Source organism: Streptomyces sp. NBC_01622 (assembly GCF_045209635.1).
In the GTDB taxonomy this organism is placed as follows: domain Bacteria; phylum Actinomycetota; class Actinomycetes; order Streptomycetales; family Streptomycetaceae; genus Streptomyces.
This window is the reverse complement of record NZ_CP109293.1, coordinates 8,830,350-8,845,166: the sequence shown is the minus strand read 5'-3', so window position 1 is coordinate 8,845,166 and position 14,817 is coordinate 8,830,350. Positions and strand designations below refer to the sequence as shown.

The window sequence follows — 14,817 nt, the reverse complement described above, 5'->3', positions numbered from 1 at the left end:
ACGATGCCGAGCGTGACGCACGACGACGCTCCGTTGCTCGCGGACCTCATGCCGTGGTCCGTCGCACCGATCCGGCTCGGCCGGGGGTGGCCGACGGCACCCGACGCGGCAACCCTGAGGGCCCGCTGGGACACCCTGATGAAGGCCGAAGTCCCGGACCGGGAAACCCTGTTCGAGCCGACCCGCTCCCGCACTCTCCACTCGGCGGTGCCCCAACTCCCGGGCCAGTCCAGCGGCACGGAGAAACTGGTCCGCGCCACCGGCCCCTGCCCGGAGCCGGTCCGCGTCCTGCACGCCCCCTTCGAGGAGCAGTGGCTGATCCCCGACCACCGCCTGATCGACGTGGCCCGGCCGGAGTTGTGGCGGGTGGCGGACGAACACCAGGTCTTCGTGGTCGAGACGTCCCCGAACACCGCCGGGCCACCCGTTCTCACGTCGTCGCTCCTGCCGGTCCTCCGCCCCGGCCGCGTCCGCCCCCTGTACCGCCGTCCGGGCGGCGAGGAACCGAACCTGGCACCGGGCCTGCTGGAACACCTCGCCGGCCGCCTCGGCCACTCCCCCGCCCCCGTGGACCTCCTCGCCTGGACGGTGGCGACGGTACGCCCCGGTCCGGCCGTACCCCTGACGGCGGATGCCGAACTCTGGGCACACTGCGTCGAGTTGGGCCACCGCATCCTCTGGCTGACGCGCCGCGACGGCGACCGCCCCAAACTCCCCGGCGGTCGACGCCCCTACGTCCGCGCCCCGCTGCCGCCCCTCCCCCTCACCCTCCACTACGACCGCGACGAGGAGACCCTCCACCTCGACGAGGGCCGCATCTCCCCGGTCCCGCCCGAGTCCTGGGACTTCGAGGTGAGCGGGGTACGTGTTCTGGAGGAGTGGTTCACGTCCCGGACGTCAGAGTCCGCCGCCCCGGGCACCCTGGCCGCGATCCGCCCGACGACATGGCAACAGACATGGACGTCGGAACTGCTGGAGCTGATCACGGTGTTGGCGTTGCTGGCGGAACTGCGGCCACAGCAGGAGGAGTTGGAGGTGACGGACCGGATCACGGCGACGGAGCTGCGCAAGGCGGGCGTCCTACCGGTACCGGACGCAGCACGCCGCCCGGCTTCGGTTTTGGACCACCACGAAGAGGGCCCCGAGGGTCAATTCGCGCTCATCTGAGGAACCCAGGGGCGCGGGGCTGTATTTGATATGCGGCTCCGCCGCGTGGGCGCGCCCAGCCACAGCGAACCCGCACCCGCCTACGAACCGTCCCCCCGCGGCGCAAACGCGTCCAAAACCTTCCCAAGCGCCATATCAAACACCGCGTCCAGATCAATGGGCCCCGGATCCTCCATGAACGCCGCAGCCATCCGCGGATACGCCCCACCCGCGATCTGACTCCCCAGGTACGCGATCCGCACCGCGTTCTCCTGCTCCTCGGACCACGGCAACGACCGCGACCGCTCAGCGGTCGCCAGCTCATTGCTCACGTACATCGTCACGACCCCGTTGAGCAGCCCGACGAGCTGCATCTTCGTGCCGTACGTCGCCTCGACCGGATCGAGACAGGCGAGACAGTGCTCCAGATACCGCAGCGCGTTCGGGCTGAAGCCGTACACCGGTGACATCAACCGCGGCAGCCAGGGATGCCGATGCATCAGCGTCCGCGTCTGATGGGCGACCCGGATCATGTCGGCCCGCCAGTCCCCCGACGGCTCCCACTCCTCGTGCTCCCCGCTGACCGCGTCGACCATCAGCTCATACAGATCCTCCTTGCGGGGGACGTAGTTGTAGAGCGACATCGTGCCGCACCCCAATTCGGCCGCGACATGCCGCATGGACACGGCGTCCAGCCCCCCGCCGTCGGCGATCCGCACCGCCGCCGCCGCGATGTCCGCGCGGCTGTACGCGGGCTTGGGCCCCCGCCCCGTCCGCTCAGGGCGCGCCCAGATCACTTCGGGTACGGCCGCTCGGTCCGCCATTGATCATCACCTCGCCCATCATCCTAGTTACGTACACCGTACGTAGTGCGCCATGGTCGACCCATGACTACTACGTACGCTGTACTTAGTGAAGGTCTGGAGAAGCGCTTCGGCGCCGTGCACGCCGTGCGCGGGCTGGACCTGGCGGTGGCGCGGGGCACGGTCTGCGGAGTCCTCGGGCCCAACGGCGCGGGCAAGACCACGGCCGTCCGGCTGCTCACCACACTGCTGCGGCCCGACGCGGGCTCCGCGCGGATCGCCGGGCACGATCTGGTCCGGGAGGCTTCGGCCGTACGGCGCCGGATCGGCGTCACCGGGCAGTACGCGTCGGTCGACGGCGACCTCACCGGCCGGCAGAACCTCCGCCTGTTCGCGCGGCTGCACCGGGTGCGAGGGCCGGCGGAGCGGGCCGCAGAGCTGCTGGACCGCTTCGGCCTGACCGAGGCCGCCGACCGCGCCGCGTCCACCTACTCCGGCGGGATGCGCCGCCGCCTCGACCTGGCGGCGAGTCTCATACGACGCCCCGACGTGCTGTTCCTGGACGAACCGACGACCGGCCTCGACCCGGCCAGCCGGAACCAGATCTGGGACGCCGTAAGAGACTTGAAGAGGGAGGGTACGACCGTGCTGCTGACCACGCAGTACCTGGAGGAGGCCGACCAACTGGCCGACGACATCGTCCTGGTGGACCGGGGCCGGGTCGCGCACAGCGGGTCGCCGTCCCAACTCAAGGCGCTCATCGGCACCTACGCCGAGGTCGTCGTCGCGCACCCGGACGCGCTGCCGAAGGCGGCGGCTGTCCTCGACCAACTCACCGGCGCCGAGCCGTCGTTCGACCACGAGCGGAACACCGTCGGCGCGGTCACCGGCGACCCGACACTCACCCTGCCCCTGCTCGTCCGCGAACTCGACGCGGCGGGTGTGCCGTTGCTCGACGCGAGCATGCGGCCGCCGACCCTCGACGACGTGTTCCTCCGCCTGACGGACCGTAAGGAGCCTGCGGCATGAGCGCGTTGGCGTACGACGGCACCGCGATGCTCGGCCGGCAGCTGCGCCGGGTGCGGAACAATCCGGCGCTGGCGATCCTCACCCAGACCATGCCGATCACGATGCTGCTGTTCTTCGGGTACGTCTTCGGCAGCGCGCTGGCGATGCCGGGCGACGCCTACCGCTCTTACCTGGTACCGGGGTTGCTGGTCGCGACCGCCGCCAACGGCATCATGACCGGCATGTTCCAGGCCGCCCAGGACTCGCACCGAGGTGCGACGGACCGCTTCCGCACCCTGCCGATGAGCAGGGCGGCCGTACCGCTCGGGCAGGCGACCGCCGATCTTGTCGTCACGGCGGTCGGCACCGTGCCGTTCCTGCTGGTCGGTCTCGCGGTGGGGTGGCGGGTCGAGGGGTCGGCGGCCCGAGCCGCCGCCGCTGTGGGCCTGTTGCTGCTGTTCCGGTTCGCCTGCGCCTGGGTCGGCATCCTGCTCGGGCTGGCCTCGCGCAGCGAGGAGGCGGCCGGTCAGCTCGGCAGCGCGACCTTCATGCTGCCGCTGCTGTCCAACGCGTACATCCCGACCGACCGGCTGCCGGGCTGGCTGCGCGCGCTGGCCGAGTGGAACCCGATCAGCGCGGTGACCACGGCCCTGCGGTACCTGTTCGGCAACTCGCCCGTGCCCGAGGGCGCCGCCTGGCCGGTGGCCCATCCGATCGCCGGGTCGCTGGCGTGGTGCGCGGCGCTGATCGCCGTGTTCGCGCCACTCGCCGTACGCCGGTACGCGCGCGGCGAGCGCTGAGCTCGTCGCATGACAAAGGTGCCGGGCGCGGGACATGATCCCCGGCATGGAGCCTCTGCCGCCGCCCCTTGAGGGCGTCACCGTCGTCGCCGTCGAACAGGCCGTCGCGGCCCCCTTCGCCACCCGCCAGCTCGCCGACCTCGGCGCCCGGGTGATCAAGGTCGAACGGATCGACGGCGGTGACTTCGCGCGCGGCTACGACACCGCGGCCGGCGGTCTGGCCTCGCACTTCGTGTGGTGCAACCGGGGCAAGGAGTCGATCGCGCTGGACCTGAAGGACCCGCGCGGCCTCGATGTCGTACGGCGGCTGGTCGCGGACGCGGACGTGTTCGTGCAGAACCTCGCGCACGGGGCGGCGGCCCGGCTCGGGCTCGACGCGGCGACGCTGTGTGCGGCGTATCCCCGGCTGGTCGCCGTGGACATCTCGGGGTACGGGGCGTCCGGGCCGTACGCCGACAAGCGGGCCTACGACATGCTCGTGCAGTGCGAGGCGGGGCTGGTGTCGGTGACCGGGACCCCGGAGCGGCCGGTGAAGGCGGGGATCCCGGTGGCCGACATCGCGGCGGGGATGTACGCGTTCTCGGGTGTGCTCGCGGCGCTGGTGCGGCGCGGCACCACCGGGCGGGGCGGGCCCGTCGAGGTCTCGATGCTGGACGCGGTCGTGGAGTGGATGGGACATCCGCTGCATCACACGATGCACGGCGGAACTCCCCCGGCGCGCACGGGTCTTGCGCACGCCGTCATCGCGCCGTACGACGTCTATCCCACGGCGGACGGCGGGCAGGTGCTGCTCGCGGTACAGAACGACCGGGAGTGGCGGCGGCTGGCCGAACAGGTCGTCCAGAGACCGGAGTTGGGGACCGACCCCGACTTCGCGACCAACGCGGAGCGGGTGGTGAACCGGGAGCGCACGGACGCCCTCGTCGGTGCGGTGCTGGGTGGGCTGGCTACCGACGAGGCCGTGCTGCGGCTGGAGCGCGCGGGCGTGGCCTGCGCGCGCCTCAGGAACGTACAAGAGGTGGCGGAGCACCCGCAGTTGGCGGCCCGGGAGCGGTGGCGGGAAGTGGGGTCGCCGGTCGGGCCGTTGCGGGCGCTGCTGCCGCCGATCACCTTGCCGGGCGGAGGCGAGGCGCGGATGGGTGACGTGCCCGCGCTCGGGGAGCACACCGAGGCGCTGCTGCGTGCCGTGGGGATGGCGGACCAAGAGATCGCAGCACTACGCCGGGACGGTGTGGCGTCCTGAGCGCGGGCCCCCGGGAACTCCCGGGGACGCCGAGGACTTGCTCAGCGCCCGCCGAACAGCGAACGGCGCAGCCTGCGCAGCGGTGCGAAGAGCGAGACCCTGCTCACTCGCGCGCCCCTGGCGCTGCGTTCCTGCGTGGTGTCGCGCGAGGTGAGCTCGCGCATCAGCGAGGTCGCCTCTGCCGTCTCGCGCTGCGGGACGGCAGGGCCGCCCAGCACCGAGAGATGGCGGTCGAGGCGCGAACTCGTCGCGCTGCTCCCGCACGTGATCGCAGGGACCCTTGCCCTACTGCGCACTATCTGTTCCATGTCACTCCCCACCCGTACGAGTCCACCCGGCCCGGGCAGGGTAACCCTATCGCCCCAACCGGGCACTCGTGTATCGAGGTCTCAGGATTCACCTTCCCCGTAAGGGTGTTGACGACTCCTCCTTGATTACTCTCCGAATCCAACCGATTTCAGGGCGAGTTGGACAACTGGCTGCGTTGTGGGCTGTGGTGAGCCCCCGTCGGGCTCGACGGTCACTGCGAGTGATGTTGCTGATTTGTCGAGTCCGGTGGTGACCAAGGGCGTGTCGTCCTTGAAGAGCCCGAGGGAGCGCGGTTGCACATTGGGGCGCATCAGCCACAGTTGACGCACGCGCCCGCTCGGCGGTGTGCCGTATCCGCTCAGGGTGACGACCGCGCGCCCCTCCGACGCGGAGGCGATCACGCCGATGCTCCGACCCGCGGTGTCCGCGCCGGTGGTCGCACGGGCGTCGGGAGCTGCGAGAACGTGTGCGATCTCACGCGACTGCGCCTGCGCGGCGTCCAGCCTGTCCTGTGTCTTGTTGGCCTGCACGGCGAACAGCGAGGCCACGACGAGTGCGGCGGCGGCCGTCGCGGTGGCGAACGGCACGAAGAACGGCCGCCGTTGGGGCACGCGGGCGCGTGACGCCTGCGGCTCCGCGCCCCACACATGGGCCGGCAGCCGGGGCGTGTACTCCCGCGTCTCCCGCCCTCGCTCCCGCAGCGGCCCGGGCTCCTGCGGGGTGTTGCGTATCGCGGACAGCACCCGGTCGCGCATCGCGAACGGCGGCTGGGCGGCCTCGGACCACGCGAGGCGGACCGCGTCCTCGGCCAGGGCGCGCACCTCGAAGGCACAGCGCTCGCACTTCTTGAGGTGCTTCTCGAACTGGGCGCGCTCGCCGGGTTCGAGGGCGTCGAGGGCGTAGGGGGCGGCGAGCGAGTGGAGATCGCCCCGGCGGAAGAGTCGGGCGAGGACGCTCATGCGGCACCTCCCAGGCAGTCGCGCAGCCGGGTGAGTCCGTCACGCATACGGGTCTTGACCGTGCCCAGCGGCAGCGAGAGCCGCTCGGCCACTTCACGGTACGTATAGCCGTCGTAATAGGCGAGAGTCACGGACTGCCGCTGCAGGGTGGTGAGCCGGTCCAGGCAGCGGCGCACCAACTGGCGCTCCAGGCCTGCCTCGACCTCCTCGGTCACCTGGTCGAAGGCCGGGTTGTGGGAGCGGCGGGCCTCGCGCTGCTCGCGGTCGACGGCCGCGCGGGCGCTGCGCACCCGGTCGACGGCCCGGCGGTGGGCGAGGGTGAGGACCCAGGACAGGGCGCTGCCGCGGCCGGGATCGAAGCGGGCGGCGGACCGCCACAGTTCGAGCAGCACCTCCTGGGACACCTCCTCGGACTGCGCGGGGTCGCGCACCACCCGGCGCACCAGTCCGAACACGGGCCCGGACACCAGTCCGTAGAGCTCCTCGAAGGCCTGCTGATCCCCTCCGGCCACCTGCACCAGGAGTTCGTCCGCCCCCACCCGTCCCCCTCTCGTCGACCGCACCCGGCCCCTCCTCTTCGACCGCACGCGGTCTGTCACTTCGCATCCCGTCACACGAGGCATTCGCAGCGGATGCCCCTAAGGATGGGTTACGGATCAGCGGACTTGAAACGCGGGTCACGAGCCGGATTGGAGTCCACCAAAAAAACTTTTCAGATTCGACCAATCCGGCCCGGCACCAGCTCCGAATCCCCGAGCGTCAGGCAAGTTGGCACTGAGGACGGACGGCATGACACCTATCTCCAGGAGCGGTGCGGGACGCAGGAAGCTCGCGGCCCTCATATGTGGCGCGCTCGCCGCCGGAGGGCTCGCAGCCGCCGGCACGGCCGCGCTGGAACCGGGAGTGGCCTCGGCCTCCTCCCACCGGGAGGCCCCCCTGATCTCGGGGACCCCCCAGTACGACAACACGGACCTCTACGCGTTTGTGAGCCCGGACAAGCCGGACACCACCACCATCGTGGCGAACTGGATCCCGTTCGAGGAGCCCGCCGGCGGCCCGAACTTCTACCAGTTCGCGGACGACGCCCAGTACGACGTGCACATCGACAACAACGGTGACGCGCTGGACGACATGATCTTCCGCTACACCTTCAGCACCCAGATCAAGAACAAGAAGACGTTCCTGTACAACACGGGTCCGGTCACCAGCCTGACCGACCCCGACCTCAACATCACGCAGTCGTACGACGTCGAGCTGATCAAGCTCAAGAAGGGCAAGGCGGTCTACAAGACCAAGATCGCCGACGACATCCCGGCGGCGCCCTCGGACGTCGGCGACGCGTCGATGCCGGACTACGCCAAGCTGCGTTCGCAGGCGATCTACAAGACGGCGAACGGCGGCGCGACCTTCGCGGGCCAGGCCGACGACCCGTTCTTCGCCGACCTGCGCGTCTTCGACCTGCTGTACGGCGGCAACCTCAGCGAGGTCGGCAACGACACGCTCAAGGGCTACAACGTCAACACGATCGCCCTCCAGGTGCCGAACGACCTGATCCGGCAGTCGAAGAACCACCCGACCGTCGGCATCTACTCGACGACCCAGCGCAAGAACGCCAAGGGTTACTACACGCAGGTCTCGCGCCTGGGCAACCCGCTGGTCAACGAGGTCGTCAACCCGCAGAAGGACAAGGACAAGTTCAACGCGTCCGAGCCCAAGGACGACGCGCAGTTCCTGAAGAACGTGACCGAGCCCGAGATCCCGAAGCTCATCGAGTCGATCTACAAGATCAAGGCGCCGAGCGAGCCGCGCAACGACCTCGTCAGCGTGTTCCTCACGGGCGTCAAGGACCTCAACACGCTCCAGCCGTACACGAAGCCGTCGGAGATGCTGCGCCTGAACACGTCGATCAAGCCGACCGCGCACCCCAAGCGGCTCGGTGTCCTGGACGGCGACAACGCGGGCTTCCCGAACGGGCGTCGGCTCACCGACGACGTGATCGACGAGGCGCTCCAGGTCATGGAGGGTGAACTCGTCGGTTCCAAGAACGACTTGGGCGACGCGGTCGACAAGAACGACAAGGGCTTCGAGAAGTACTTCCCCTACGTCGCCGAGCCGACCTCGGGTTCGCGCGGTCCGCTCGCCAAGGGCACGAGCAGCGGCAGTGACGTCAAGAACCAGCTGGGCGACGCGCTGCAGCCGGCGGGCTCGTCCTCCAGCAACAACATGATGCTGATCACCGCGTCGGCGGCCTCGGGTGTGGCCGGAGTCCTGCTGATCGGCGCGGGCGTCGCGTGGTGGCGCCGCCGGATGACCCACCGCCCGTACTAAACCCCACCGACTGGCGCGGCCCGCACAGCTTCTTCCCCCACGGTGCGGGCCGCGCCACCCCTGCGTGACAACACCTCTCGGCAATACGGCAGTTGAACCACCCCAGGCGATGGAGGAACGGCATGGCCCCGCGCGAGCACGACAACAAGCCGACGGAGGGCGAGCCCGGCGAGACGCCGGTGGCGGCGGAGCGGGAACGCCAGTGGGAACGCGTGTGGGCGGAGGGCGAGACCGACGCCGAGGCCGAGACCGTCGCCGAGGCCGGCCCTGAGCGCGAAGCCAACTCCGTGGCGGCCGAGGTCAGTTCCGAAGCCGAGGCCGACTCCGAAACCACGACCGAAGCCGAGGCCGACTCCGAAACCACGACCGACCCCGAAGCCGAGGCCGACCCCGAGATCGAGCCCGAAGCAGGACCGACCGAAGCCGCAGCCCCATCGCCTGGGCACGACCACCCCCACCCCCACCTTCACGACCACGACCACGACCACGACGATCACGCCCCTCACCAAGGCGCGCCCGAAGGGGCCGTCGCCGATGAACGCGTCGCCGCCGTCCGTCGGGTCGGCGCCGCGGGCCGTCGCTGGCGGGTCGTTCAACTCGCCGGTTGTGCCGCCCTGTTGGCCGTGGCGATGACCGCCGGAGCGATCGCGATCGGCGCGGCGAAGGACAGCGGTGCCACCGGCGTCGCGGCCGTGTCCAGCGCAGTGTCGCCGGACCTGCTGGCCAGCGGGAGCCTGGACGCGAGCATCGCCGCGCTGCAGGCCCATCTCCGGGGCCAGCCCAGGGACTTCGACGGGTGGGCGACGCTCGGACTCGCCTATGTCGAGCAGGCCAGGACCAAGGGCGACCCCTCCCGGTACCCGCAGGCGCAGGCCGCCTTCACGCGGTCGCTGAAGATCTCGCCGGACAACGAGAACGCCCTTGAGGGCCGCGCCGCGCTCGCCGCCGCCCGGCACGAGTTCGCGGAGGCCCTCACCTACGCGGACCAGGTCCTCAAGGAGAACCCGTACAGCGAGCGCGCCCTGTGCTCCCGTATCGACGCGCTCGTCGAACTCGGCCGCTACGACGAGGCGTCGAAGGCCGCCGACCTGGCCGACGCCCGCAAGCCCGGCGTCCCGGTATTCACCCGCTACGCCTACGTCCACGAGCTGCGCGGCGACGTCAAGACGGCCCGCACCGTGCTGGAGCAGGCGCTCGCCGCCGCCACCTCCCCCGGCGACATCTCGTACGTGGCCGCCACGCTCGGCCAACTCGCGTGGAACCAGGGCGGCTACAAGACCGCCCTGGACTACTACGGCCGTGCCCTCGCCGCCGACGAGAACTACCTCCCCGCCCTGGAGGGCCGCGCCCGCGCCCAGGCCGCCCTGGGCGACCGCGCCGACGCCATCAAGGGCCTGGAACTGGTCGTCTCCCGCTACCCGCTCCCCCAACCCCTCGTGGAACTCGGTGAGTTGTACGAGAGCCGGGGTGCCGCGGGCGACAAGGCGAAGGCCGACGACCAGTACGCCCTCGTCGACGCCTGGATCGCCCTGGCCCGTGCCAACGGCGTCAACGCCGACCTCGACACCGCGCTCGCCGCCGCCGACCACGGAGACATCAAGTCGGCCCTGAAGGCCGCCCGCGCCGAGTGGGCCCGCCGCCACACCGTGCACACGGCGGACGCCCTCGCCTGGGCCCTGCACGTCAACGGCCGCGACAAGGAGGCCCTGGCCTACGCCCGTCAGGCCACGGCCACCGGCTACCACAACGCCTCGTTCATCTACCACCTCGGCATGATCGAGCTCGCCACCGGCCACAAGGCGGACGGCCGCGCCCACCTGGCCAAGGCCCTGAAGCTGAACCCGGGCTTCTCGCCGCTGGGTGCGAGCAAGGCCCGCAAGGCGCTGGAGGAGACCAAGTGAGGCCCGTCCGCCGTCTGTTCGCGTCCGCCGCGGCCGTCCTCACGGCCGCCGGCGCGCTCCTGCTCGTCCCCACGGCACCCGCGAGCGCGCACCCGCTGGGCAACTTCACGGTCAACCGCTACGACGGTCTCGTCGTCGCCCCCGGCGTCCTGCGCGTCACCCACATCGAGGACCTGGCGGAGATCCCGGCGACCCAGGCCAAGCCGGACATCAAGCGGCTGGGCATGACCGAGTGGGCCCGGCAGCGGTGCGACAAGGCCGCCGAGGGCAGCAAGGTCACCGTCGACGGACGCACGGTCGCGCTCACGCCCGGCGCCAGTACCGCACGGCTGCGGCCGGGGCAGGCCGGGCTCAACACCCTGCGGCTGGAGTGCGGTTCGACGGCACCACTGCCCAAGGGCAGCACGGTCGCCCTGGGCTTCCACAGCGCGGGCCTGACCACCGGGCCCGGCTGGCGGGAGATCACCGCGCGCGCCGACCGGATGACGCTCACCGGGGCGGACGTACCGAAGACGTCGGTGTCGCACGAACTGACCAGCTATCCCAAGGACTTGCTCTCCTCGCCGGCCGACATCACGAAGGCGTCGCTACGCGCGCGTCCCGGTGGTCCGGCCCTCACCGACGACGACCAGTCCCGGTCGGACTCGGCCGCGTCCTCCATCCTCCCGCGCGGTGCGGACCGTTGGACGGAGGAACTGAACAACCTGGTCGCCCGGCACAACCTCAGCGTCGGCTTCGCGGCCCTCTCCCTGCTCATCGCGATCGCCCTGGGCGCGATGCATGCACTCGCCCCCGGCCACGGCAAGACGCTGATGGCGGCCACAGCGGCGGCCCGGGGCGGTCGCGCCCGCCTCAAGGACGTGCTCCCCCTCGCCGCCTCGGTCACGGTCACCCACACCCTCGGCGTGATCGCCCTGGGCCTCCTGGTCACGGCCGGGTCCGCCGCGACGCCCTCGGTGATCGCCTGGCTGGGCATCGCGAGCGGTGTCCTGGTCCTCTTCGCGGGCGGCAACCTCGTACGCCGCGCCTGGCGCAACCGCCCACGCCCACAAGCCCCTTCGCACCCGCACCCCCATCCCCACGATCACGATCACAGTCACGAGACCGCCAAGTCCCCCCAGCGCTCACTGGTCCTCGCGTCCGCGCACGCCGAGGCCGGTGCCACGCACACGCTCGCCGAGGCCCACCCGCACCCCCACAGCCACAGCCACGACGACGACCATGCCCACGGTCACGACCACGAGCACCCCCACCCCCATGAGCACGACCACGATCACGACCATGGCCACACTCACGACCACGACCACGCCGTAGAACACACGCACGGCGGCTTCACGCACACCCACGCCACCGCTCCCACCCTGCGCGGCACGATCCTGCTCGGCTTCGCCGGCGGGCTTGTGCCGAGCCCGTCCGCCGTGGTCGTCCTCGTGGGGGCCGCCGCGCTCGGCCAGGCCTGGTTCGGGCTGCTGCTGGTCGTCGCCTACGGCGTCGGGCTCGCCCTCACCCTCACCGCCGCCGGATTCGCCGTCGTCAAGCTGGGTACAGGGATGAACCGAGTGCTGGACCGGCGCCCCCGCTGGACCACCAGCCCCATGGCAGTCCTGGTCCGCCGGACCCTGCCGTTGGCATCGGCGTCCATCGTCGTGGCCCTCGGGGTCGGTTTGGTGCTCAAGGGGGCGGCATCCGCACTCGGCTGAGCTACGTTTGTGGAGAATTGGCCCGGATGCGAATGGGGAGCGCCCATGCCCGAAGAACCGGGCACTGAACGTGTGATCGCGGGCCGCTACCGGCTCCTGTCCCCCCTCGGCGAGGGCGGCATGGGAACGGTGTGGCGGGCCCGCGACGAGGTGCTGCAACGCGAGGTCGCCGTCAAGGAGGTGCGCGCGCCGGCCGGACTGGCCTCCGGTGACGTGGAGCGGATGTACGCCCGGCTGGAGCGCGAGGCGTGGGCGGCGGCGCGGGTCGCCAACCGCAATGTGGTGACGGTGTACGACGTGGCGATGGAGGACGGCCGCCCCTGGATCGTCATGGAGCTGGTGCGGGGCGTGTCCCTGGCCGATCTCCTGGATGCCGAGGGCCCGTTGACGCCGCAGCGGGCCGCGCACATCGGTGCCGAGGTGCTCGCCGCGCTGCGGGCCGCGCACGACGCCGGGGTGCTGCACCGCGATGTGAAACCGGCCAATGTGCTGATGTCGAACGACGGCCGGGTGGTGCTGACGGACTTCGGTATCGCGATGGTCGAGGGCAGTTCGGCGCTCACCATGACCGGCGAGGTCATCGGTTCGCCCGAATTCCTCGCTCCGGAGCGGGCGTTGGGCCGTACGCCCGGGCCCGAGTCCGATCTGTGGGCGCTGGGTGTGCTGTTGTACGCGGCGGTCGAGGGCCACTCGCCGTTCCGCCAGAACACCCCGCTGAGCACGCTGCGCGCGATCGTCGACGAGGAACTGCCCACACCACAGCTGGCGGGGCCGCTCACCCCGGTCATCGAGGGGCTGCTGCGGAAGGACCCGGCCGAGCGGCTGTCGGCCGAGCAGGCGGAGCAGGACCTGCGGCTGGTCGCGGCGGGCGGTACGCCGCGCGCGACTACCGCGCCCACGGCGCCGTACACACCGACGATGGCGGGGTACCCGCAGGACTCCTTCTCCCGATCCGACTCGCGGACGCCGCCGCAGCCGGTGCAGGGCTTCGGGCCGCCGCCCGCCTCCTACTCGACGCCGACGGCCGCGGACGAACCGCACCGCAACCGGCGGGCGGCCGTCGTGATCATCGCGGGTGTGATCGCGCTGGCCCTGGCGATCGGTGGACTGACGTACGCGCTGTTGAACCGGGACAGCGGGAACAACGACGCGGGCAAGAGCACCAGCACCCCCAAGAGCCAGCCCTCGGACGGGACTTCGCCCAGCGCGAGCAGCGAGACCACGCCCGCCAGTGAGACGCCGAGTCCGAGCGCCAGCAAGTCCTCGTCGGCGCCGCAGTCGGTGCAGGTGTCCGTGGCGGGCGCCAACACCGACTATTCGGGGAGCTGTCCGCCGTCGAACACGAACGCGCCGACCTTCACGGCGAGTTTCACGGTGGGCAAGCTGCCCGCGGAGGTGTCCTACCGGTGGGTGCTGAAGAGCGGTTCGGTCTCCGACCCCGGCTGGAAGACGCTCTCTTTCCCGGCGGGCGGCGGGAAGACCAAGCAGGACCGGGTGTTCCTGACGACGTACTCGAACAGCGGGACGTTCAGGAACGAGATCAGTGTCGAGGTCCGTACGCCCGTGAAGACGACGTCCAACTCGGTGCCGTTCTCGGTGACCTGCCTGACGGAGACCCCGTCGGACGGGGCCTCCGCGTCGGACTCGGCGTCACCTACTGACGGGTGAGCTGTCAGGCGGCGCCGGCGAACACCGGCAGGTAGCCGCCGGACTGGCCGGCCGTGGTCGGGTGGTACGACTCGGTGATGCTCAGCAGGTTGAGGCTGTGCAGCCAGGAGCTGCCGGAGCAGATCTCGTGGCCGGTGAAGGTGGTGCGTACGTCGCCGAAGGTGAAGCCGTGGTCTGCGGCGCGCTTGGCGAGGGCGGCGTCGAGGTAGTCGGCCGCGCCGTTGATGGCGGTGCGCTTGGTCGCGGAGAGGCCGAGACAGGTGGTGCCGAGTCGGTAGAAGCGCGGGTAGCCGAGCACGACCACGTGCGCGGCGGGGGCTTTGGCGCTGATCGCCGAGTAGACCTTGTCGAGTTGGGCGGGGAGCGTCGAGTCGACGTACGCCTTCGCGGTGGCGATCCGGGTCAGGCAGGAGCTGTCGGACTGCAGGACGCAGGTCGTCATGACGTCGGCGAAGCCGGCGTCGTTGCCGCCGATGGAGATCGAGACGAGGGACGTGGCCGAGCCGAGCGGGCCGAGTTGACTCGCCAGAACATCACCCGTTCGGGCGCCGGAGCAAGCGGTGAAGTCGAACGTCGAGGGTGAGTGGGCGGCTGCCCAGAGGTAGGGGTAGGCCTTGGTGCTGCGGTCGCAGGAGCCGCTGGAGCCGATGTAGCTGCCCGCGCCGACGCCCGAGGAGTAGGAGTCGCCGAGGGCCACATAGCCGCCGGTGGCGGCGAGTTGGGACGCCTGCGCCGTCATCGCCCCGGTGAGGGCGAGTCCGGCGGCGAGGAGGAGCGAGGTCACGTATGCCGTAAATCGGGAACGTCTCATGGAACCTCCCTTAGCAGGATCTCTGCCACAACTGTCGTACCAACTACGCGCATTGACGGGAAGTGTCCATGCCAATAGAGAGGCCGCCGGGGTCATTGATTGCGCGTTCATGACAGCTCCGTGACAGACCGTCAACTCCCT

The 14,817-nt window shown here is 70.8% G+C and carries 13 protein-coding genes; 8 read left to right on the top strand and 5 right to left on the bottom strand.

Annotation, left to right across the window (positions count from 1 at the left end; all coding sequences use genetic code 11):
- Positions 1 to 3: 3 nt before the first annotated feature.
- Positions 4 to 1,167, top strand: coding sequence for a type ISP restriction/modification enzyme (locus tag OH768_RS41000; RefSeq protein ID WP_406461474.1), 1,164 nt, complete (start codon positions 4 to 6; stop codon positions 1,165 to 1,167).
- An 80-nt stretch (positions 1,168 to 1,247) separates the two neighbouring features.
- Here OH768_RS41000 and OH768_RS40995 read toward each other — a convergent pair whose 3' ends face one another.
- Positions 1,248 to 1,970 carry a TetR/AcrR family transcriptional regulator gene (locus OH768_RS40995; RefSeq protein WP_406461473.1) on the bottom strand — a complete coding sequence of 241 codons (723 nt, stop codon included), beginning with the start codon at positions 1,968 to 1,970 and terminating at the stop codon, positions 1,248 to 1,250.
- Positions 1,971 to 2,033: 63 nt separating this feature from the next.
- Here OH768_RS40995 and OH768_RS40990 point away from each other — a divergent pair, with 63 nt between their 5' ends.
- The 3 genes from OH768_RS40990 to OH768_RS40980 are packed head-to-tail and all read left to right on the top strand — an operon-like array spanning position 2,034 to position 5,000.
- A complete protein-coding gene (locus OH768_RS40990; RefSeq protein WP_406461471.1) occupies positions 2,034 to 2,978 on the top strand; it encodes an ATP-binding cassette domain-containing protein in 945 nt (314 codons plus the stop codon).
- Positions 2,975 to 3,757, top strand: coding sequence for an ABC transporter permease (locus OH768_RS40985; protein WP_406461469.1), 783 nt, complete (start codon positions 2,975 to 2,977; stop codon positions 3,755 to 3,757). Before OH768_RS40990 ends, OH768_RS40985 begins: the two co-directional genes overlap by 4 nt.
- Positions 3,758 to 3,791: 34 nt before the next feature.
- Positions 3,792 to 5,000: a CaiB/BaiF CoA transferase family protein gene (locus OH768_RS40980; protein WP_406461468.1), complete on the top strand. Its 1,209-nt coding sequence runs from the start codon at positions 3,792 to 3,794 to the stop codon at positions 4,998 to 5,000.
- A 41-nt stretch (positions 5,001 to 5,041) separates the two neighbouring features.
- On the opposite strand, the gene OH768_RS40975 is transcribed toward OH768_RS40980, so the two are convergent.
- From OH768_RS40975 to OH768_RS40965, 3 genes are all read right to left on the bottom strand, one after another.
- Positions 5,042 to 5,308: a hypothetical protein gene (locus OH768_RS40975; protein WP_406461466.1), complete on the bottom strand. Its 267-nt coding sequence runs from the start codon at positions 5,306 to 5,308 to the stop codon at positions 5,042 to 5,044.
- A gap of 126 nt (positions 5,309 to 5,434) precedes the next feature.
- Entirely contained in the window at positions 5,435 to 6,268 is an 834-nt protein-coding gene (locus tag OH768_RS40970; protein ID WP_406461464.1) for an anti-sigma factor domain-containing protein, read from the bottom strand.
- A complete protein-coding gene (locus OH768_RS40965; protein ID WP_359608501.1) occupies positions 6,265 to 6,807 on the bottom strand; it encodes a sigma-70 family RNA polymerase sigma factor in 543 nt (180 codons plus the stop codon). The genes OH768_RS40970 and OH768_RS40965 overlap by 4 nt, the downstream gene beginning before the upstream one ends.
- A 250-nt stretch (positions 6,808 to 7,057) precedes the next feature.
- Between OH768_RS40965 and OH768_RS40960 the strand changes: the two genes are divergently transcribed.
- The 4 genes from OH768_RS40960 to OH768_RS40945 all read left to right on the top strand — a co-directional run bounded on the left by OH768_RS40960 (position 7,058) and on the right by OH768_RS40945 (position 13,865).
- Positions 7,058 to 8,596 (top strand): DUF4331 domain-containing protein, encoded by a 1,539-nt coding sequence (locus tag OH768_RS40960; protein WP_406461462.1) that lies wholly within the window; start codon positions 7,058 to 7,060, stop codon positions 8,594 to 8,596.
- 122 nt (positions 8,597 to 8,718) lie between these two features.
- Positions 8,719 to 10,497, top strand: coding sequence for a tetratricopeptide repeat protein (locus OH768_RS40955; protein ID WP_406461461.1), 1,779 nt, complete (start codon positions 8,719 to 8,721; stop codon positions 10,495 to 10,497).
- Positions 10,494 to 12,197 carry a sulfite exporter TauE/SafE family protein gene (locus OH768_RS40950; protein ID WP_406461459.1) on the top strand — a complete coding sequence of 568 codons (1,704 nt, stop codon included), beginning with the start codon at positions 10,494 to 10,496 and terminating at the stop codon, positions 12,195 to 12,197. The genes OH768_RS40955 and OH768_RS40950 overlap by 4 nt, the downstream gene beginning before the upstream one ends.
- A gap of 45 nt (positions 12,198 to 12,242) precedes the next feature.
- A complete protein-coding gene (locus tag OH768_RS40945; RefSeq protein WP_406461458.1) occupies positions 12,243 to 13,865 on the top strand; it encodes a protein kinase domain-containing protein in 1,623 nt (540 codons plus the stop codon).
- Between the two features lie 4 nt (positions 13,866 to 13,869).
- On the opposite strand, the gene OH768_RS40940 is transcribed toward OH768_RS40945, so the two are convergent.
- Positions 13,870 to 14,676 (bottom strand): SGNH/GDSL hydrolase family protein, encoded by an 807-nt coding sequence (locus tag OH768_RS40940; protein ID WP_406461456.1) that lies wholly within the window; start codon positions 14,674 to 14,676, stop codon positions 13,870 to 13,872.
- Between the last annotated feature and the right edge of the window lie 141 nt (positions 14,677 to 14,817).

Excerpts from the sequence above, each read along its gene's own strand:
- OH768_RS40975 (WP_406461466.1), bottom strand. The coding sequence starts at position 5,308 with ATGGAACAGATAGTGCGCAGTAGGGCAAGGGTCCCTGCGATCACGTGC.
- OH768_RS40990 (WP_406461471.1), top strand. The coding sequence starts at position 2,034 with ATGACTACTACGTACGCTGTACTTAGTGAAGGTCTGGAGAAGCGCTTC.
- OH768_RS40960 (WP_406461462.1), top strand. The coding sequence starts at position 7,058 with ATGACACCTATCTCCAGGAGCGGTGCGGGACGCAGGAAGCTCGCGGCC.
- OH768_RS40955 (WP_406461461.1), top strand. The coding sequence starts at position 8,719 with ATGGCCCCGCGCGAGCACGACAACAAGCCGACGGAGGGCGAGCCCGGC.
- OH768_RS40970 (WP_406461464.1), bottom strand. The coding sequence starts at position 6,268 with ATGAGCGTCCTCGCCCGACTCTTCCGCCGGGGCGATCTCCACTCGCTC.
- OH768_RS40995 (WP_406461473.1), bottom strand. The coding sequence starts at position 1,970 with ATGGCGGACCGAGCGGCCGTACCCGAAGTGATCTGGGCGCGCCCTGAG.
- OH768_RS41000 (WP_406461474.1), top strand. The coding sequence starts at position 4 with ATGCCGAGCGTGACGCACGACGACGCTCCGTTGCTCGCGGACCTCATG.
- OH768_RS40985 (WP_406461469.1), top strand. The coding sequence starts at position 2,975 with ATGAGCGCGTTGGCGTACGACGGCACCGCGATGCTCGGCCGGCAGCTG.
- OH768_RS40945 (WP_406461458.1), top strand. The coding sequence starts at position 12,243 with ATGCCCGAAGAACCGGGCACTGAACGTGTGATCGCGGGCCGCTACCGG.
- OH768_RS40980 (WP_406461468.1), top strand. The coding sequence starts at position 3,792 with ATGATCCCCGGCATGGAGCCTCTGCCGCCGCCCCTTGAGGGCGTCACC.
- OH768_RS40940 (WP_406461456.1), bottom strand. The coding sequence starts at position 14,676 with ATGAGACGTTCCCGATTTACGGCATACGTGACCTCGCTCCTCCTCGCC.